Genomic DNA, 18544 nt, shown 5'->3' with positions numbered 1-18544 from the left:
GGCGACCGCTGTTGCGGTCGCCACCGTTTAACCGTTAACGCATCATATTTTCTAATTTACTCACCGTATTCGACAGCTCAGTCACCAACGGCTGTAATTTTTGCTGAATGGCGTTGTACTGATCCAGTGCCTTCTGGTCGGTGAACTGGACGCTGTTACCGATAATCTTCACCTTATCACCCTGCTGTTTAAGCAGATCGACCTGACTGACCACCAGAGACAGCGTTTCCGGCACCAACGTGGCGATCTGGCGGGCCACGTCATCAGGCTGTGCTACCAGTTTGGTATACACCTGATCGTAGACCGCTTTCAAATCTTCCGGCTGCTTCAGCGCCTGGTGTTTCGCATCAGCGTCCGCGCGTTGTTTGGCAAGCGCAGGCTCCCATGCCTTACTGTCAGCGGCCATTTTGCTCATTTCATCGCGTTTAGCTATCAGCGTGGTGACCGAACCCACGTGGTTCAGGCTGGAAAAAACAGGCACCAGCGACGCGTTAAATATCTCACTCATTCCCTGGTGATAATCGGTCAGGATCGCATAGTCACTGGCATAAGGACCGAAGGCCTTCTTCTCATCGTCGGTCAGCTGCGGAACAGCCAGTTGAGATTTCGCCAGCACGCGGGTTTGCAGGAACTCAATAAAAGCCTTGCGCTGCTCAGGCTCTTTGTCGCCACAACCGCTCAGTGTCAGCAGTAAAGCCAGCATGATAAAAGGCAACAGCAGAACACGTGCGAAGCCTGTCTGTGTTAATCGTGAAGTCATCATAACTATCCCTTGTCGTATTGAATGAAAGTATTGCAGGTCACAGCCGGAGAAATATAGCGCAGTGCGCCAGATAATTCGGCAATTACTGACAACTTAGCTAAATTTATTTAACAAATGGTTACAAGGAGCAATTACGATGAGGCATTACCTGGCGGCATTCGCGTTCCTTCCGGCGTTATTACTCAGTCCTTCAGTGCTGGCGAATAAGGTTCAGGTAGAGGTACTGCAGGACAGGCTTGACCATCCGTGGTCACTGGCCTTTTTACCCGAAGATCAGGGACTGCTGATCACCGAGCGATCCGGCCAGCTGCGGCGCTGGCAGGCGGGGAAGGGCCTGTCGCCTGCGATCGCTGGCGTGCCTGACGTCTGGGCACAGCGCCAGGGGGGATTACTGGATGTGGTGCTGGCCCCGGACTTTACCAGCAGCCGCCGTGTCTGGCTTAGCTATACCGTAGGCGGGCATGATGGTCGCGCCGGGGCTGCGGTAGGCTATGCCCGCCTGAGTGATGATTATCTTCGCTTAACCGATTTCCGTGAAGTCCTGCGTCAGCAGGGCGTGTCAACCGGGGCGAATCTGGGCACCAGGATGGCCTTTGACCGTACCGGCCACCTGTTTATCGCCTTTGGTGATAATTTCCAGGCGGAAAAAGCGCAGGATCTGTCAGCACTTCAGGGAAAAATTATTCGCCTGAATGCCGATGGTTCCGTACCGGCCGATAATCCACTGGCACATAAAGCGGGAGCGCGTTCAGAGATCTGGAGCTGGGGAATGCGTAACCCACAGGGGCTGGCTATGAACCCCGCCAGCGGTGAAATCTGGGAAAGTGAACACGGGCCGCGCGGCGGCGATGAAATCAACATTCCGCGCAAGGGTAAGAATTACGGCTGGCCGCTGGCGACCTGGGGCATTGATTACAGCGGTGATAAGGTACCCGGTTCGAAAGGAGGACGGGTGGCGGGCACGGAACAGCCAGTTTTATACTGGAAGGTCTCCCCGGCAATCAGCGGCATGGCATTCTACAGCGGCAGCCGTTTTCCCCAGTGGAAAGACAGTCTGTTTATCGGCGCGCTGAAAGAAAAGAACCTGATCCAGCTGCGGGTGAACGGCGATCGGGTTGAAGAGCAGGCGCGCTTGCTGACCGATCGCGGCGAACGCATTCGTGACGTGCGCAGCGGGCCGGACGGCTGGCTGTATGTCCTGACCGATGAGCGCAACGGCAAGCTGCTCAGGGTGGGTCTGCAACCCTGATGTCAGCAGGGCTGACCTGCTACGGTCAGCCCTGAAGGCTATCTGGCCCAGCGGCAAATTTCCCAGCCGCGCTGCAGTGCCAGCTGATTCAGCGCTGCCGCGGGATTAATCACACAGGCGTGATCCGCATGTTCCAGCATGGCCAGATCATTTATCGAATCACTGTATGCCCAGATGTGGGAAAAAGGGGCGGTCTGCTGAGCGGCCTGCCACTCTTTTAGCCGGGTCACTTTCCCTTCTTTATAGGTCAGCGTGCCGTAGATCTGTCCACTGTAGCGGTCATCGATAACTTCTACGCCTATCGCCAGTGCCCCACATGCCCCCAGCTGTTCAGCTATCGGTGCGACCAGATGTTCGCCGCTGGCGGAGATAACCAGAATGGTGTCCCCCCGCTGCCGGTGCCAGGCCATGCGCTCCCGGGCGGCAGGGTAGACACGGGGCAGAATATCGCGATGAATAAACCGGCGGATCCAACCAGATACCGTCGAGGCCGCCATGCCATTCAGCGGTGACAGTGTGGTGTGCATATACTCTTCCATCGACAGAGAACCCTGATAGTACTGCTCCATCAGGGCCCGCTCCTCATCGATCAGTCCGTCGGGGGCAAACCCCTGCGCAACCAGCCAGCGCAGCCACAGACCGGTACTGTCTTCGCAAATCAGTGTCTCGTCGAGATCGAACAGCGCTAAATCCATCATCAAACTCCTCGGGCAGTGGCGTCTCAGAGTAGCGGAATTTTGTGACAGGCTTAACTGTTCGCGGCAAATTCGGATTTTCGCCCGTTTTAATCCCGTTAAAAATGACGAAAAATCAGCCAGAGAGTCGGGCAAATTCTGCCAGATTGAATAAACTCTAAGAAACTTTACGGTTAAGTTGTTCATTTTCAGGATATAACGCCTTAGTGTAGGGCAGTTAAACACCTGGTTTCACTTTTATAATTGCCTTTCAAATGGATAAGCGGTCACCCCATGAAAAATACGTCTTTCTCTTCCCGTGTTTTTGCACTGGCTACCCCCACCACTTTGCTGTTGCTGTCGCTGTCACCTGCGCGGGCTGAGCAGGCACCCGCGGCCCCGCAGATCGCGGCGAAAGCCTGGGTGCTGATGGACTATCACAGTGGAAAAGTGCTGGCCGAGTCCAATGCCGATGAACGTCTTGATCCGGCCAGTCTGACCAAAATGATGGCCAGCTACGTGACCGGCCAGGCGCTGAAAGCGGGTAAGATCAGCAAAGACGATATGGTCACCGTCGGGAAGGACGCCTGGGCCACGGGCAATCCGATTTTGCAGGGATCGTCGCTGATGTTTCTTAAGCCGGGAGACCGCATCCCGGTATCTGAACTGAACAAAGGCATTGTTATACAGTCAGGTAATGATGCCAGCATTGCACTTGCCGACCATGTGGCAGGGAGCCAGGACTCCTTTGTGGGCCTGATGAACAATTATGTGCAGGCGTTGGGGCTGAAAAACACCCACTTCAAAACGGTGCACGGGCTGGATTCTTCCGGGCAGTACAGTACCGCACGCGACATGGCGCTGATTGGGCAGGCGCTGATCCGCGACGTGCCGGAGGAGTATGCGCTGCATAAGGAGAAAGAATTCACTTTTAACAAGATCCGTCAGTACAACCGTAACCGGCTGCTGTGGAGCACCAACCTCCAGGTCGACGGCATCAAGACCGGCCACACGTCCGGTGCGGGAAACAACCTTGTGGCCTCTGCCGTTGACGGCGATCAGCGGCTGATATCGGTAGTGCTGGGAGCCGCCACTGATGCTATTCGCTTTAAAGAAAGTGAAAAACTGCTGACATGGGGCTTCCGTTTTTATGAAACGGTGACACCGATTAAGGCAGGGAATGCGTTTGCCACCCAGCGTGTCTGGTTTGGTGAGCGAAAAGAGGTCAATCTGGGCGTGGCGAAGGATGCGGCGATCACCCTGCCCAAAGGACAGCTGAAAAATCTCAAGGCCAGTTTTACGCTTGCCCAGCCGCAGCTGACGGCACCGCTGGCAAAAAATCAGGTGGTGGGGACCATCGACTTCCAGCTGGATGGAAAATCCATCGCGCAGCGGCCGCTGGTGGTATTAGATGAGGTGAAAGAGGCGGGCTTCTTTGGGCGTATCTGGGACTACATCATGATGAAAATGAACGGCTGGTTTGGCAGCTGGTTCGCTTAATCAGTAAGGGGCCGACCCGTTTACCGGTCGGCCCACCCCGTCAGAACAGGTCGTAAGCGACGGCTGAAATCGCCACCAGGCCAACCAGCACCACAAAGACATTACTCAGTTTACCGCTGTATTTGCGCATTGCCGGCACTTTGTTGATGGCATACATCGGCATCAGGAACAGCAGGACGGCAATGATCGGGCCGCCCAGGCTTTCAATCAGACCCAGAATACTTGGGTCCAGCGTGGCGACAATCCAGGTGGTCACCAGCATAAACAATGCCGTAAAGCGATTCAGTTTATGTTCGGCAATGGATTTCCCACGGCTGCGCAGCATTTTGTTTACGGTGCCGTTAAAGCCTTCACGCGCGCCGAGGTAGTGACCCAGGAAGGATTTCGTAATGGCCACCATTGCAATGACGGGGGCCAGCCACGCCATCAGCGGGGTGTCAAAATGGTTGGCCAGGTAAGACAGGATAGAGATGTTCTGCGCTTTGGCTTCCGCCAGGTTGGCTGGCGACAGGCTGAGTACGCAACTGAACACAAAGAACATGACGGTGAGCACCATCATCACATGGCTGCGTGCCAGTATCCGTGAGCATTTAGGCTCTGCCTGATCGCCATACTCTTCGCGCTTGGCAACGGCAAAGGCAGAGATAATCGGTGAATGGTTGAAGGAAAAAACCATGACCGGGATAGCCAGCCACAGGGTCATCATCAGCCCTTTTCCTGTTCCGCTCATGCTGACATTATCAAAAATCGCGCTGCTCCAGTGCGGGATCAGATAGAGCGCCAGCACCATCAGCACCAGGACAAACGGATACACCAGCACGCTCATGGTTTTGACGATAATCTCTTTGCCAAAACGCACAATAGTCATCAACCCGACAATCAGAATCAGCGCCAGCAGGGCGCGTGGCGGTGCCTGCAGGTGCAGCTGATGGGTCATAAAGCTTTCTACGGTATTGGTGATCGCCACGCTGTAGACCAGCAGGATCGGGTAGATGGCAAAGAAGTAGAGCAGGGTAATAAGTTTACCGGCCCCGACGCCAAAATGCTCTTCAACTACCTCCGTGATATCTTCACCCGGCTGACGGCCGGAGAGCACAAAACGGCACAGGCCACGGTGAGCAAAAAAGGTCATCGGGAAGGCCAGTATCGCCATGATAACCAGCGGGATCAGCCCGCCAATCCCGGCATTGATCGGCAGAAACAGCACGCCGGCACCGATAGCTGTGCCGTACAGGCCGAGCATCCACATGGTGTCAGTTTTACGCCACGCGCTGGCATCCTGTGTTGCTTCGGGGCTCAACACCGCCGTTTGGGATGTGTCCATGATTTCTCCAGGTTAAAAGGTAAAAACAATTAACTAAATCGTATTTCATTCGCCTCTACAGAATTCGCTTCTGATTACGGCTTTAATTAATTACTTTGATTTAATGGCGCACACTCTACCACCAGAAAAAATAGATGAAAGCACTGTCTTTGTGGTTACCGGTGATCGTAATCACACTTTCATCACCTTTTTTAGTGTGAATGTCTGCAAGGCTGTTTTTTCAGGGCGTTAATCACCAGCTAAATGGTGTTTAAACAGCTATTTACACTGCTTTTTTTGTTTTTTAACTGGGTAAGTAGTGAGCTATTCTGGTTATAATAGTGGCGTTTTTTATTAAATAATACTATTTATCAGTGGGTTGTGTTTTTGGGGTGGCAGGGATTTTTTCCTGCAGGGGGCTATTGCGCAACAGGGAAAATAACGGGCGTGATTAAAGCGCGTGTTGCGCAATAAATAACGCCCCGCTGTCTGAAATAACAGCAAAGTTTTCGTGTTTTAAAAGAAGGTACGATGATCTGCATCAATGCAAAAAGGGCCTGAATAATCAGGCCCTAAATAAACATTAATCGCGAACCCAACCTTTACTGATGGGAAAGGCAAAGACGGTGCGATAAAGCGAAGAGAGTCGGGGCAGCAACGCGCCGCCGCAGAACTGCCAGAAAATTTGCGCAAACAGGCACGAGAGCAGCCCGACCAGCATGCCACCCAGCATATCCAGCGGCCAGTGTATGCCAAGGTAGACGCGCGACCAGGCAATGGCTACGCCGGTGACCAGTAAAATGGCACCTGACCACATCCGGTGCCAGCAAATAAAGGCGATGGCAAAGGTAAAGATAACCGTGCCGTGATCGCTGGGGTAAGAATCATCAGGCGCGTGCGACAGGAACTGATTACCAAGACCGATGGCAAAAGGCCGTGGATGGGGGAACAGATGGGCAAGGCACCAGGAGATGGCCAGAGCATAGAGCAGAGCCACACCTGTTTTCACCACCAGCACGCGCTGTGAGGTGAGCTGGCTGCGTGGTCCCCACAGCCATAGCCCGACAATCAGCAGGGGCACAATGGCAATAAGATCGCGGGCAATAAACGTCGCCAGGGCAATCAGCCATTCAGGCGAATCAGTACTGGCGTTAACCCAGAGAAACAGCACCCGGTTTAACTCTTCCATCATCAGAATTTCCTCGTTCTTTTCAGCAGGTACGTTACGCACCCAAAAATCACACACTGCGTCAGCCAGACCCACCATGCCGCCCACAAATTGTGAGAGAGAAAGTGGGCGCCGCGCATAATCTGGCCAAAACCCATGACCATGCCGAGGGCCAGGGCGGACCACCAGCAGACCCAGGCCAGGCGCGGCTGGCGCGGGTAAAACAGAAAAAACAGCGCCAGTGCGCTAAACCCGCTGGAGGCATGGCCGCCCGGGAAGCAGTGCCCGGGCCCGCTGTTGAGCGGCACCGCACCGAACAGCGGGTAGGAGACCGCCTTCCCACCAAATTCCACCAGGTCCCACGGGCAGGAGTGGGCACTGGTGGCTTTCAGCACGCCCACCACCAGCGGGCCAATGCCCATCAGCAGCGCCACCAGTACCCAGCGCGGCTGACGGCGGATAAACCCGGCCAGCAGCAGCAGAACGCCCATGACGATAACGCCCTGCTTCAGCAGACGATGGTTGATCGCATCCAGCCAGACATTATCTTTCCACGGAAACTGTCCGGTCAGCGGATCGAACCACATCCGCGTTATCGCCATATCCCAGCGTTCACTGCGCGACAGCCAGATAAACAGCATCGCACTGAGAATTAACAGCACGAATTGCTTAAGGTAAAAGCCAGCAGGTAAGGGGTAAAGAGTTTCGCTCTTAATTGCATGGCTCGTTTGGCTTTTGTTGAGGATTAATGACGATTTCATGAAAATTTAACTGTCTGACGAAGGACCAGGCTGTCAGTTTGCCGGGGAGGGCTTAAGGAAACATTAAGGAGAAGGGGAGATCAGCAGGGGGAGCACAAAAGAAAAAAACCCGATAATCATACGATTAACGGGCTCCACAATCAGGGGATTTCAAAGAAAAGCAGTGGCACTAATTAAGACTTCAGCCCACAACAAAAGTTCTCTGAAATCGATTAATTTTTTTTACCCACCAAGGATCGGCCAGATTATCACAATCAGCGTCCCGGCCAGTGTCAGCAAAACGTTAGCAATAGCATAGGTTCCTGCATAGCCGAGTGCCGGGATATTACTGCGCGCGGTATCACTGATGATCTCCATGGCTGGCGCACAGGTACGTGCGCCCATAATGGCTCCGAACAGCAGGGCGCGGTTCATTTTCAGCACCCAGGCTCCGAACAGGAAACAGATAATCACCGGCACCAGGCTGACGACCAGACCGGCTCCCAGCATCAGCAGACCGGTTTCACCCAGCCCTTTAGTGATACCGCTACCGGCGCTCAGCCCTACGCCCGCCATAAAGACCATCAGACCAAACTCTTTCACCATGGTCAGTGCGCCCTGGGGGATATAGCCAAATGTCGGGTGGTTGGCGCGCAGGAAGCCCAGCATAATCCCGGCAAACAGCAGCCCGGCAGCGTTACCAATGCCAAAGTTAAAGCTGCTGAACTGGAAGGTGATCATGCCGATCATCAGGCCGATAATAAAGAAAGCGCAGAAAGCCAGCAGATCGGTCATCTGGCTGTGAATGGAGATAAAGCCGATGCGGTCTGCCACCGCCTTCACGCGCCTTGCCTCACCGCTGATATGCAGCACATCGCCTTTATTGAGAATAATGCTGTCGTCGATCGGCATCTCAATCTGGCTGCGGATCACCCGGTTCAGAAAGCAGCCGTGATCGGTCAGCTTCAGCTGGCTCAGGCGTTTATTCACCGCATTGTTATTTTTAACCACGATCTCTTCATTGACGATGCGCATATCCAGCAGGTCACGATCGAAGACTTCTTTACCGTTACGAAAGCTGGGGTCGAGGCGGGAGTGTGCGTCAGGATAGCCCACCAGAGAAATTTCATCTCCCGGCTGAAGCACTGCGTCACCATCCGGGTTGGCCAGGATACCGTTGCGTCGAATACGCTCAATATAGCAGCCCGTCTGGCGGTATATCCCCAGCTCACGCAGATTTTTACCGTCAATCCACGCCACCAGTTCCGGCCCAACGCGGTAGGCGCGGATCACAGGCAGATAGACTTTCCGCTGGCTGTCAGGATCCAGACCGCGCTCGCGGGCAATCTGTTGGGCGCTGGTGGGCAGATCCTGATGCTGCAGTTTTGGCAGATAGCGTGCGCCAAAAATCAGGCTGACCAGACCAATCAGGTAGGTCAGTGCGTAGCCCAGGCTCAGGTGATCCTGTGCCTGACTCAGGCTCTGGCCGTCAGTCAGCGTCTGGCGCAGAGTATCCCCCGCGCCAACCAGTACCGGGGTGGAGGTCATTGAACCCGCCAGCATCCCGGCCGTCAGGCCGATATCCCAGCCGAACAGTTTCCCCAGGCCCAGTGCAAGGATCATCGCGCTGGTGACCATCACAATGGCCAGCATCAGATAATTTTTCCCGTCGCGGAAGAAAATAGAGAAAAAATTGGGACCGGCTTCCACGCCAACGCAAAAAATAAATAACATAAAGCCTAAATTGAGGGCGTCGGTATTAATCGAGAAATGCTGCTGGCCGAGCAGTAAAGAAACAACTAAAACGCCAATAGAATTACCGAGTTGAACAGAACCTAACCGAAGTTTGCCTAAACATAACCCCAGCGCCAGTACGACAAATAATAACAGAATGTAATTTCCACTTAACAAATCTGCGACGTTTATATTCACGGTTTAACTTCTTGTTTACCAGTAACCTATTGATGGGAAGGGGTTTATGCGCTAAATTTCACTGCGTAACGGTAGCCATGCCTGTTGCCTGTTAAGAGAGGTCTTAGCCGACTGCCAGATAAAGCGCGACTCATTTTAGTCGCTATGGTGGATGACAGCCAGCACCTGGCAGGCTTATTTGTTACGGGTTTTGTTTTCGGCAAATATTCAGGATAAAAAGCGGTTACTCAGCGTCAGTGGGCTGACTCATTGATTCGTCGAAATGAATTGAATTGGGTTGATAATTACCCGGAGAAAATTCTCGTGTGGATGAAAGGTATCCGTTGGTCAGGCCTTATCGCTTGCAGCGTACTCTATGGTGCAATCTACATTGCCGTACGTTTTCCGCTACCCGCAGGGTACAGCGGCCATGCCCAACTGGGGCTGTTGCTGTTTGTCTTACCCGGAGCGCTGGCCGCCTTAACTTCCCGTGACGCCCCGCTGACGGCGATGGCCGTTGCCATTGCCCTGGCGTCACCGCCCTGTCTGCTGCTGATGCAGTCAGACGGGTTTAACCGTTTGGGACTGGGTCAGGAGATCGCCTTTATTGCCAGCGCCGTATTCTGGTGCGGGTCGGGGACATTAACGGTGATGTTGTGGCGAACGCTAATGGAGATGCATCAGCAACAGGACAGGAAAAGGCAGTTATAGCGGGCGCATAATGCGGCTGGTCGATAAGCGATCGGCTACCGTCGCTCAGGGAGCCTGTTACGCGCCATGCCCCTATCCCGGTTATCAGGTTGCAGGGAAAACGAAAGCTCCCCGGCAGCTTACCGCGATCGGTGACCGGGGCGACCAGGGACAGCTTACGTGCGGTGCTATATCAAACAGTGGGTGTTACTGGAACAGACCCAGGTTTTCTTTCGCGTAGGCTTCGAATTCTGTGCAGCCACCGATGTGCGTCTGGTCGAGGAAGATCTGCGGCACGGTTTCAACCGGCTTGCCCACGGTCTTCTCTAAGTCAGCCTTGCTGATCCCTTCAGCGTGAATATCCACATAGCGGAAATTAAAGTCATCACGTTCTTCCGTCAGTTTTTCAGCCAGCTCTTTCGCGCGAACACAGTACGGGCAGGCAGGACGTCCAAAAATCACTGCAAACATAGGTTTCTCCTCAAAGGGTCAGAACTTTTATGTGATACATGTCACATATCATGGCTTATTGGCGCTTATGATGCCCGCATCCCAGGCTGAAAGGAAGAAGGAATTACCTGTTAGTCTGATTCGCTGCACCTATGCACAAACGCACATTCTGCGCTTTAATATCCTCACCCGGTCAGAATAATGCCGTCAGCAGGAGAGCCATTATGCGTGCATTTACTCAACTTCCCCGGGCAGTGCTGGTTCTTGAAGTCCTTGGCATAGTGCTGCTCATCCTCTCTTACCTGACGTTACATGAAATGCTACCCTTGCCGTCGCCATTAACCGGTAAACTTGCCGCAACAGTAATGATTTTTGCCGGGATTGCTCTGATGCTGCCTGCCGCCACGGTCATGATGTGGCGGACGGCAAGGGTCATGGCACCCGACCTTTTTAACACGCGATCTTCGCGTGACAAGCCCAAACCAGGAGATCCCCATGACGCCGACCATTAAGCTAATGTGTTCGCACCGTTCGATTCGTGCCTTCAGCGACCAGGCGATGACCGCAGAGCAGCGCGCAGCGATCCTGGATGCTGCCCAGTCGGCCTCTACGTCCAGTTTTTTGCAGTGCTCTTCCATTATCCGCATTACCGATCCGGAGATGCGTAACGCGCTGGTGACCCTCAGCGGTGGACAGAAATATGTGGCTCAGGCGGCAGAATTTTGGGTCTTCTGCGCCGACTTTAACCGTAATCAGCAAATCTGCCCTGATGCGCAGCTGGGGCTGGCAGAGCAGCTGCTGCTGGGCTGTGTCGATACGGCACTGATGGCGCAGAATGCAATGGTGGCTGCAGAGTCGCTGGGCTTTGGTGGCTGCTATATTGGCGGTATCCGTAACAACATTGCGGAAGTCACTGAACTGCTTGGCCTGCCGAAATTTGTCCTGCCGCTGTTTGGCCTGTGTCTGGGCAGTCCTGAGCAGGACCCGGACACCAAACCGCGTATGCCAGCGGCCATGCTGATGCACGAAAACCACTATCAGCCGCTCGACCCTGTGCTGCTGGCGGAATATGACCGTGAGCTGGTGGCTTATTATGAGTCACGCGACAGCAATCGCCGCTCGGAAAGCTGGAGTGAGCATATCCAGAAAACCATCATTAAAGAGAGCCGCCCGTTTATCCTTGACTACCTGCATCAGCAGGGCTGGGCAACGCGCTAACCCTTTCGCCCCGGAGGCTTCTGGTGAAAATTGCCATTCTTTCCCGTGATGGTTCGCTTTACTCGTGTAAGCGTTTGCTGGAGGCCGCGCGGGCACGCGGGCACAGCGTTGAGGTCATTGATCCGCTCTCCTGCTATATGAATATCAATCCGGGCTCATCGGCGATTCATTATCAGGGGCGTCAGCTGGCGCACTTCGATGCGGTGATCCCGCGTATAGGATCCGCCACCACGTTTTACGCGACGGCAGTCCTGCGCCAGTTCGAAATGTGCGGCAGTTATCCGCTCAATGAATCGCTGGCGATTGCCCGGGCGCGGGACAAACTGCGCTCACTGCAGCTGCTGGCAAGGGCGGGGATTGCCATGCCGGTGACGGGTTTTGCTCATTCACCGGATGATACCCGGGATTTGATCGAGATGGTGGGGGGCGCACCGCTGGTGGTCAAGCTGGTTGAGGGGACGCAGGGCATTGGCGTGGTGCTGGCGGAAACTCGTCAGGCTGCGGAAAGCGTTATAGATGCCTTTCGCGGCCTCAATGCCCACATCCTTGTGCAGGAGTTCATCAAAGAAGCCCGCGGCTGTGACGTGCGCTGTCTGGTGATTGGCGGAGAGGTGGTCGGGGCGATTGAACGCGAGGCGAAAGAGGGCGATTTCCGCTCGAATCTGCATCGCGGCGGCCGGGCCCGGCGGGTAACGATCAGCGCTGCTGAACGGGCAATAGCGATCAAAGCTGCCGCGACGCTGGGGCTGGATGTGGCTGGTGTGGATATCCTGCGCGCTCACCGTGGTCCGCTGGTGATGGAAGTGAATGCGTCTCCCGGACTGGAGGGGATTGAAAAGACCACTGGGCTGAATATAGCCGCTAAGATGATTGGATGGATTGAAGAGCAGGCCCAGCCCGGTTTTTGTCTGAAAACCGGTGGATAAAGGGCATCGTTAGCGTCGGGCAATCCGGCGCTGTAGCCATCATGCGGATAAATCGGTGAATAGAATGGCGTGGTCAGGTGTTTACGCTATGACTGCTAAACGGAGGTTTACCGATGACTCGCCCTGTGTATTTACTGAGTTTTTTATTGCTGATGAGTACGGCGCTGTATGCGGCCCCTGCAACCTATGCTATTTCAACGGATAAAACGGCTATAGGCCTCTCCTGGCGCGCATTTGGTCATGCTTTTTCTCAGGCCCGCCTGCAGGGGGTAACGGGGACCGTAACGCTCGATCCCGCCGCCGACTGGCAGGACCATATTGAGGTGAAAATCCCGGTGGCCACGCTGGTGGCGTCCAATATTCTGCTGACCAGCCAGCTTAAAGGGGCGCTGTTTTTTGATGCGGCGCACTACCCCTGGATACTTTTTACCAGCAGTCGGGTGGTCGCGTTGGGTCAGGGGCAGTTCAGAATTTTTGGTTTGCTTTCAGTGAAAGATGTGCGTCGCCCGGTGGTGATGGAGGCCACGCTGGATAATCATGGCGTGCTGGCTCCTGGTGCGCAAAGCCTGGCGCTGCATGCCTCTACGGCCATCTCCCGCAGTGCCTTCAGGGTAGACCGTCTGGTCGGCGTAGTGGATGACCGGGTGGCGATTGACCTGACCATTGCCGCGCATTCCGCGCCCCCCTGAAACCCTGCGGCCGGCGATGCTATCCCTGGGTTAATCTTTAAAAGGCAGCGCCTGGCGTCATATTTCTGTCGTATTTATGGTTTTTAGCAGCGTTTTTACGTAAGCTAGGTCGCAATTTTATTGCGGCAAGAGATAAAGAATATGGATTCACTCGTCGTTCCGGATCTCGACGTATTGCGACGTTGGCTGGATCAGCAAAGCATTACCTGGTTTGAGTGTGATTCATGCCAGGCCCTTCATCTGCCGCATATGCAGAATTTTGACGGGGTGTTTGACGCCAAGCTTGATCTGGTGGACAACGTGATCCTGTTTTCTGCGCTGGCCGAGGTGAAACCCACGGCGCTGATCCCGCTGCTGGCAGACCTGTCGCAGATCAACGCCAGTTCTCTGACGGTGAAGGCGTTTCTCGACATTCAGGATGATAATCTGCCGAAGCTGATTGTCTGCCAGTCGGTCACGGTGACCGCCGGACTGACCTACGGCCAGTTTGTTCACTTTATGAAGCAGAGCGAAGAGCAGATCTCCATGATTGTGATGGAAGCCTTTGCCAATCATCTGCTGATGCCCGGTGAAGATGACGATCGTACCCCCATTGCCGATGGGCATTCCGTCCTGCATTAATCCCATCTTTGACCTTCAGTTTACCCATCAGGCGGAGACATACTCCGCCTGTTTTGATCCTGTCAGCGCTTTCCAGCACATTCTTCGCCTCAACCGCAGTTTTTAGCAGCCTTTCTTACTCCGTGTGAACGATGTTTTATTCTGCATTTTGCCCTTTAATGCCAGATATTAGTCGCTGTTTATGCCATGAATGGCATATCACAGAGAGGAAACGTGCATAAAAAATCGATAAAAGGCGTTTTTTACCCTGAGGGCTGGCCTGGACCTGATAGTGCGGCTATTCTTGCGTGGCTGCATCATGCGTGCAACGTCCCCAGATATATAGGTTTTTAGTATTAACAACAGAATGAATATTGATTCACTCTGCTTCTTTGAAGGTACTAACCTGTATTAACAGGCAGGTGTTCACCGGTTCGCCTGCCCGGCATTAGTTTATCTCTGTTCAGGAGGATGGAAAATGTTCAACCAACGTAAAAAATGGTTGTCAGCTGTGGTCGCGGGTGCGCTGATGGCGGTCTCTGCGGGTTCACTGGCTGCAGATAAGACGCTGCACGTTTATAACTGGTCTGATTATATTGCGCCGAATACCGTCGCGGATTTTGAAAAGCAAACCGGTATTAAAGTGGTGTATGACGTCTTCGACTCCAACGAAGTGCTGGAAGGCAAAATGATGGCGGGTAATACCGGCTACGATGTCGTGGTGCCTTCCTCCAGCTTTCTGGCACGCCAGCTCCAGTCAGGCGTGTTCCAGCCGCTGGACAGAAGCAAGCTGCCAAACTACAAAAACCTTGACCCGGAGCTGATGAAAAAGCTCGAGCAGCACGATCCGGGTAATAAGTACGCCATTCCATACCTGTGGGCCACCACGGGCATCGGTTACAACGTTGAAAAAGTGAAAGCGGCGCTGGGCAAAGATGCCCCTGTTGACAGCTGGGATCTGGTACTGAAGCCGGAAAACCTGGAAAAGCTGAAAAGCTGTGGCGTATCCTTCCTGGATGCACCGGAAGAAATCTTTGCCACCGTGCTGAACTATCTGGGCAAAGATCCTAACAGTAGCGATCCGAAAGATTATACCGCCGCGACTGACCTGCTGTTGAAACTGCGCCCCAGCATTCGCTACTTCCACTCCTCTCAGTACATCAACGATCTGGCGAACGGAAACACCTGCGTGGCCATTGGCTGGGCCGGGGATATCCTGCAGGCAAAAAATCGTGCAGTCGAAGCTAAGAACGGCGTGAATATTGCCTACAGCATTCCCAAACAGGGGGCGCTGGCGTTCTTCGATATGCTGGCGATTCCTAAAGATGCGAAAAACGTCGATGAGGCCTATCAGTTTATTAACTATCTGATGGAGCCAAAAGTGATGGCCCAGATCTCCAATACGGTGTTTTACGCCAGTGGCGTAAAAGCGTCTCTGCCGTTTGTCGACCCGGCCATCCGTGACAACCCGGGGATCTATCCGACACCAGACACCATGGCAAAACTGTTTACCCTGAAGGTGCAGGAGCCAAAACTTGACCGTGTGCGTACGCGTGCATGGACTAAAGTTAAAAGCGGTAAGTAACGCACCCTCGTTTTACATTTGTTAAGCAGCAGAGGCGCGGTAACCGGCCTCTGTTTTGTCATTTTTAGGGGTGGGGCACCGCACCGTTCCCCCCCTTTTAGCGCCGGAGTATCATGGTCGTGAACGACGCAATCCCCCGTCCTGAAGGCAAAGCAGATAAGGCGTTAACGCCGCTGCTGGAAATCCGCAACCTGACCAAATCTTTTGACGGTCAGCACGCGGTGGATGATGTGAACCTCACCATTTATAAAGGCGAGATCTTTGCCCTGCTTGGCCCGTCTGGCTGCGGTAAGTCAACGCTGCTGCGCATGCTGGCTGGCTTCGAGTCCCCTAGCCAGGGGCAGATTGTGCTGGATGGTCTGGATCTCTCCCATGTGCCGCCCTATCAGCGTCCGATCAATATGATGTTCCAGTCCTACGCGCTGTTTCCCCATATGACGGTAGAGCAGAACATTGCGTTCGGTCTGAAGCAGGATCGCTTAGCCAAAGAGGTGATTGCTGAACGCGTGGCGGAAATGCTTGCTCTGGTTCATATGCAGGAATATGCCAGACGCAAACCGCACCAGCTTTCCGGCGGTCAGCGTCAGCGCGTGGCGCTGGCCCGCAGCCTGGCCAAACGCCCGAAGCTGCTGCTGCTCGACGAACCGATGGGGGCGCTGGACAAAAAACTGCGTGACCGGATGCAGCATGAAGTGGTGGATATCCTTGAGCGCGTCGGGGCGACCTGCGTCATGGTGACCCACGATCAGGAAGAAGCGATGACGATGGCAGGCCGTATTGCGATCATGAACCGGGGCAAATTCGTGCAGATGGGCGAGCCGGAAGAGATTTATGAGCACCCGACCACGCGCTTCAGCGCTGAATTCATCGGGTCGGTTAATCTGTTCGAAGGCCTGCTGCGTGACCGTCAGGACGATGGTCTGATTATTGACTGCCCGGGGCTGATCCATCCGCTGAAAGTCGCCTCGGATGTCTCGGTGGTCGACGGCGTACCCGTTTCCGTAGCGCTGCGTCCGGAAAAAGTCATGCTGTGCGAAGCCGTTCCGGCGGATGGCTGTAACTTTGCCGTCGGGGAAGTCGTGCATATCGCCTACCTCGGTGACCTGTCGATTTATCACGTTCGCCTGCGCAGCGGACAGATGATCAGCGCCCAGTTGCAAAATGCCTATCGCTTTCGTAAGGATACCCCGACCTGGGGTGACGAAGTGCGTCTCTGCTGGGATGCCGATAGCTGTGTGGTCTTAACGGTGTAAATCATGAACCCATATTCTGAACGTAAGACCAAACCGCCTAGCGGCCAGCAAACCGGCTTTAAAGGGCTGCTGACGCGCCTGCAAACGGCACACGGACGTAAGCTGATCATCGGCCTGCCTTACCTCTGGCTGGCACTGCTGTTTCTACTGCCGTTTCTGATTGTTCTGAAGATCAGCTTTGCTGATATCGCCCGTGCCAGCCCGCCGTATACCGACCTGTTAAGTTGGGCCGACGGCCAGCTGACCATGGCGCTGAACTTCGGCAATTACCTGACGCTGACCGACGATCCGCTGTATATCCTCGCCTATCTGCACTCGCTGAAGGTGGCCGGGATTGCCACCATTGTCTGCCTGCTGATTGGTTATCCGCTGGCCTGGGCCGTAGCGCATGCATCGCCCTCAACGCGCAATATTCTTCTGTTGCTGGTGATCCTGCCCTCGTGGACCTCGTTCCTGGTGCGGGTGTACGCCTGGATGGGCATCCTCAATAATAACGGCTTACTGAACCGGTTTCTGATGTGGACGGGGATCACCGATCACCCACTCACCATTCTTTACACCGACCTTGCCGTTTATATCGGGATTGTGTACTGCTATCTGCCGTTTATGGTGCTGCCGATCTACACCGCCCTGACGCGGATTGATTACTCACTGGTGGAAGCGTCGCTCGATCTGGGTGCCCGCCCGCTAAAAACCTTCTGGAGTGTCATTGTGCCACTGACCAAAGGCGGGATTATTGCCGGATCGATGCTGGTGTTTATTCCGGCGGTGGGGGAGTACGTGATCCCTGAACTGCTGGGCGGCCCTGACAGTATTATGATCGGGCGCGTGGTGTGGATGGAGTTCTTTAATAACCACGACTGGCCGGTGGCTTCGGCGCTGGCGGTGATTATTCTGCTGATCCTGATCCTGCCCATTATCTGGTTCCATAAACATCAGAACAAAGAGATGGGGGAAAAAGCGTGAGTCAGTTACCGGTTATTCGCTCAAAATGGCGTACGGCCATTCTCGTGGTCTGTTTTGTGTTTCTTTACGCGCCGATGCTGCTGCTGGTGGTGTACTCCTTTAACTCATCTCAACTGGCGGCGTGGGAGAGCTTCTCCCTGCACTGGTATCACGTGCTGTTTAATGATGATGCGATGATCCGCGCCGTCACCCTCAGTCTCTCTCTGGCCGGGTTGTCGGCCACGGCGGCGGTGATCCTGGGAACGATTGCGGCCATGGTGATTGTGCGCTTCGGGCGCTTTAAGGGCTCCACCGGTTTTGCCTTTATCCTCACCGCGCCGCTGGTGATGCCGGATGTGATCACCGGGCTGTCACTACTGCTGCTGTTTGTGGCGATGAGCAATGCCTTTGGCTGGCCTGCAGAGCGTGGAATGCTGACCATCTGGCTGGCACATGTGACTTTCTGTACTGCCTACGTTGCGGTGGTGATCAATTCTCGCCTCCGCGAGCTGGATCGCTCCATCGAAGAAGCCGCGATGGATTTAGGGGCCACGCCGCTGAAGGTGTTCTTTGTCATCACCGTCCCGATGATCGCTCCGGCGATTGTCACCGGCTGGCTGCTGGCCTTTACCCTGTCGCTGGATGACCTGGTGATCTCCAACTTTGTGACCGGGCCGGGGGCTAATACCTTACCGATGCAGATTTTTGCCACTGTTCGCCGTGGGATAAATCCGGAGATCAACGCGCTGGCAACGCTGATCCTGCTGGTGGTCGGGATTGTCGGGTTTATTGCCTGGCGGCTGATGGCGGGGAATGAGAAGCAGCGGCTGAAGGATATTCAGCGGGCGCGCAGCGGGCATTAATGGCGGCAGTAAGCGGA

Annotated in this window: 19 protein-coding genes; 12 read left to right on the top strand and 7 right to left on the bottom strand. The window is 54.5% G+C overall.

Annotated elements, in window-relative coordinates:
- Nucleotides 1–34: 34 nt before the first annotated feature.
- On the bottom strand, nucleotides 35–763 hold the full coding sequence (locus IFU29_RS07315; protein ID WP_191933339.1) for a DUF3053 domain-containing protein: 729 nt from the start codon (nucleotides 761–763) through the stop codon (nucleotides 35–37).
- Nucleotides 764–899: 136 nt separating this feature from the next.
- Between IFU29_RS07315 and IFU29_RS07310 the strand changes: the two genes are divergently transcribed.
- Nucleotides 900–2012 (top strand): PQQ-dependent sugar dehydrogenase, encoded by a 1113-nt coding sequence (locus IFU29_RS07310; RefSeq protein WP_191933338.1) that lies wholly within the window; start codon nucleotides 900–902, stop codon nucleotides 2010–2012.
- A 38-nt stretch (nucleotides 2013–2050) separates the two neighbouring features.
- Here the strand turns inward: IFU29_RS07310 and IFU29_RS07305 are convergent, their stop codons facing one another.
- Nucleotides 2051–2707, bottom strand: coding sequence for an HAD family hydrolase (locus IFU29_RS07305; RefSeq protein ID WP_191933658.1), 657 nt, complete (start codon nucleotides 2705–2707; stop codon nucleotides 2051–2053).
- Nucleotides 2708–2980: 273 nt separating this feature from the next.
- On the opposite strand from IFU29_RS07305, the gene IFU29_RS07300 reads away from it, so the two are divergent.
- Entirely contained in the window at nucleotides 2981–4186 is a 1206-nt protein-coding gene (locus IFU29_RS07300; RefSeq protein WP_191933337.1) for a serine hydrolase, read from the top strand.
- Nucleotides 4187–4226: 40 nt separating this feature from the next.
- On the opposite strand, the gene IFU29_RS07295 is transcribed toward IFU29_RS07300, so the two are convergent.
- The 4 genes from IFU29_RS07295 to IFU29_RS07280 form a co-directional block, all read right to left on the bottom strand.
- The gene (locus IFU29_RS07295) at nucleotides 4227–5510 is read right to left on the bottom strand and encodes an HAAAP family serine/threonine permease (protein ID WP_191933336.1); all 1284 of its coding nucleotides are present in this window, start codon (nucleotides 5508–5510) and stop codon (nucleotides 4227–4229) included.
- Nucleotides 5511–6072: 562 nt separating this feature from the next.
- A complete protein-coding gene (gene ybjG / locus IFU29_RS07290) occupies nucleotides 6073–6678 on the bottom strand; it encodes an undecaprenyl-diphosphate phosphatase (RefSeq protein WP_191933657.1) in 606 nt (201 codons plus the stop codon).
- A 2-nt stretch (nucleotides 6679–6680) separates the two neighbouring features.
- Nucleotides 6681–7418 (bottom strand): phosphatase PAP2 family protein, encoded by a 738-nt coding sequence (locus IFU29_RS07285; RefSeq protein ID WP_191933335.1) that lies wholly within the window; start codon nucleotides 7416–7418, stop codon nucleotides 6681–6683.
- Nucleotides 7419–7640: 222 nt separating this feature from the next.
- The gene (locus IFU29_RS07280) at nucleotides 7641–9329 is read right to left on the bottom strand and encodes an aspartate:alanine antiporter (RefSeq protein WP_191933334.1); all 1689 of its coding nucleotides are present in this window, start codon (nucleotides 9327–9329) and stop codon (nucleotides 7641–7643) included.
- Between the two features lie 309 nt (nucleotides 9330–9638).
- Between IFU29_RS07280 and ybjM the strand changes: the two genes are divergently transcribed.
- On the top strand, nucleotides 9639–10019 hold the full coding sequence (gene ybjM, locus IFU29_RS07275; protein WP_191933333.1) for an inner membrane protein YbjM: 381 nt from the start codon (nucleotides 9639–9641) through the stop codon (nucleotides 10017–10019).
- A gap of 186 nt (nucleotides 10020–10205) precedes the next feature.
- Here ybjM and IFU29_RS07270 read toward each other — a convergent pair whose 3' ends face one another.
- On the bottom strand, nucleotides 10206–10469 hold the full coding sequence (locus IFU29_RS07270; RefSeq protein WP_191933332.1) for a GrxA family glutaredoxin: 264 nt from the start codon (nucleotides 10467–10469) through the stop codon (nucleotides 10206–10208).
- Nucleotides 10470–10672: 203 nt separating this feature from the next.
- Here IFU29_RS07270 and IFU29_RS07265 point away from each other — a divergent pair, with 203 nt between their 5' ends.
- From IFU29_RS07265 to potI, 9 genes are all read left to right on the top strand, one after another.
- The gene (locus tag IFU29_RS07265; RefSeq protein WP_191933331.1) at nucleotides 10673–10960 is read left to right on the top strand and encodes a YbjC family protein; all 288 of its coding nucleotides are present in this window, start codon (nucleotides 10673–10675) and stop codon (nucleotides 10958–10960) included.
- Nucleotides 10944–11666, top strand: a complete 723-nt coding sequence (gene nfsA / locus IFU29_RS07260; protein WP_191933330.1) for an oxygen-insensitive NADPH nitroreductase — start codon at nucleotides 10944–10946, stop codon at nucleotides 11664–11666. Before IFU29_RS07265 ends, nfsA begins: the two co-directional genes overlap by 17 nt.
- Nucleotides 11667–11689: 23 nt before the next feature.
- Nucleotides 11690–12592 (top strand): 30S ribosomal protein S6--L-glutamate ligase, encoded by a 903-nt coding sequence (gene rimK / locus IFU29_RS07255; protein WP_191933329.1) that lies wholly within the window; start codon nucleotides 11690–11692, stop codon nucleotides 12590–12592.
- Nucleotides 12593–12705: 113 nt separating this feature from the next.
- The gene (locus tag IFU29_RS07250) at nucleotides 12706–13281 is read left to right on the top strand and encodes a YceI family protein (RefSeq protein ID WP_191933328.1); all 576 of its coding nucleotides are present in this window, start codon (nucleotides 12706–12708) and stop codon (nucleotides 13279–13281) included.
- A gap of 141 nt (nucleotides 13282–13422) precedes the next feature.
- Nucleotides 13423–13902, top strand: a complete 480-nt coding sequence (locus IFU29_RS07245) for a YbjN domain-containing protein (RefSeq protein WP_191933327.1) — start codon at nucleotides 13423–13425, stop codon at nucleotides 13900–13902.
- 457 nt (nucleotides 13903–14359) lie between these two features.
- Nucleotides 14360–15466 carry a spermidine/putrescine ABC transporter substrate-binding protein PotF gene (potF, locus tag IFU29_RS07240; RefSeq protein WP_191933326.1) on the top strand — a complete coding sequence of 369 codons (1107 nt, stop codon included), beginning with the start codon at nucleotides 14360–14362 and terminating at the stop codon, nucleotides 15464–15466.
- Nucleotides 15467–15585: 119 nt separating this feature from the next.
- Nucleotides 15586–16719 (top strand): putrescine ABC transporter ATP-binding subunit PotG, encoded by a 1134-nt coding sequence (gene potG / locus IFU29_RS07235; protein ID WP_191933656.1) that lies wholly within the window; start codon nucleotides 15586–15588, stop codon nucleotides 16717–16719.
- A gap of 3 nt (nucleotides 16720–16722) precedes the next feature.
- Nucleotides 16723–17685, top strand: coding sequence for a putrescine ABC transporter permease PotH (potH, locus tag IFU29_RS07230; RefSeq protein ID WP_118664369.1), 963 nt, complete (start codon nucleotides 16723–16725; stop codon nucleotides 17683–17685).
- On the top strand, nucleotides 17682–18527 hold the full coding sequence (gene potI / locus IFU29_RS07225) for a putrescine ABC transporter permease PotI (RefSeq protein WP_191933325.1): 846 nt from the start codon (nucleotides 17682–17684) through the stop codon (nucleotides 18525–18527). Before potH ends, potI begins: the two co-directional genes overlap by 4 nt.
- The last annotated feature ends 17 nt before the right edge of the window (nucleotides 18528–18544 follow it).

It is taken from the genome of Erwinia persicina (assembly GCF_014838825.1).
Lineage (GTDB): Bacteria > Pseudomonadota > Gammaproteobacteria > Enterobacterales > Enterobacteriaceae > Erwinia > Erwinia persicina_A.
This window is presented reverse-complemented; position numbering and strand designations above follow the sequence as displayed.

Excerpts from the sequence above, each read along its gene's own strand:
- IFU29_RS07315 (WP_191933339.1), bottom strand. The coding sequence starts at position 763 with ATGATGACTTCACGATTAACACAGACAGGCTTCGCACGTGTTCTGCTG.
- IFU29_RS07310 (WP_191933338.1), top strand. The coding sequence starts at position 900 with ATGAGGCATTACCTGGCGGCATTCGCGTTCCTTCCGGCGTTATTACTC.
- IFU29_RS07305 (WP_191933658.1), bottom strand. The coding sequence starts at position 2,707 with ATGGATTTAGCGCTGTTCGATCTCGACGAGACACTGATTTGCGAAGAC.
- IFU29_RS07300 (WP_191933337.1), top strand. The coding sequence starts at position 2,981 with ATGAAAAATACGTCTTTCTCTTCCCGTGTTTTTGCACTGGCTACCCCC.
- IFU29_RS07295 (WP_191933336.1), bottom strand. The coding sequence starts at position 5,510 with ATGGACACATCCCAAACGGCGGTGTTGAGCCCCGAAGCAACACAGGAT.
- ybjG (WP_191933657.1), bottom strand. The coding sequence starts at position 6,678 with ATGGAAGAGTTAAACCGGGTGCTGTTTCTCTGGGTTAACGCCAGTACT.
- IFU29_RS07285 (WP_191933335.1), bottom strand. The coding sequence starts at position 7,418 with ATGAAATCGTCATTAATCCTCAACAAAAGCCAAACGAGCCATGCAATT.
- ybjM (WP_191933333.1), top strand. The coding sequence starts at position 9,639 with ATGAAAGGTATCCGTTGGTCAGGCCTTATCGCTTGCAGCGTACTCTAT.
- IFU29_RS07270 (WP_191933332.1), bottom strand. The coding sequence starts at position 10,469 with ATGTTTGCAGTGATTTTTGGACGTCCTGCCTGCCCGTACTGTGTTCGC.
- IFU29_RS07265 (WP_191933331.1), top strand. The coding sequence starts at position 10,673 with ATGCGTGCATTTACTCAACTTCCCCGGGCAGTGCTGGTTCTTGAAGTC.
- nfsA (WP_191933330.1), top strand. The coding sequence starts at position 10,944 with ATGACGCCGACCATTAAGCTAATGTGTTCGCACCGTTCGATTCGTGCC.
- IFU29_RS07250 (WP_191933328.1), top strand. The coding sequence starts at position 12,706 with ATGACTCGCCCTGTGTATTTACTGAGTTTTTTATTGCTGATGAGTACG.
- IFU29_RS07245 (WP_191933327.1), top strand. The coding sequence starts at position 13,423 with ATGGATTCACTCGTCGTTCCGGATCTCGACGTATTGCGACGTTGGCTG.
- potF (WP_191933326.1), top strand. The coding sequence starts at position 14,360 with ATGTTCAACCAACGTAAAAAATGGTTGTCAGCTGTGGTCGCGGGTGCG.
- potH (WP_118664369.1), top strand. The coding sequence starts at position 16,723 with ATGAACCCATATTCTGAACGTAAGACCAAACCGCCTAGCGGCCAGCAA.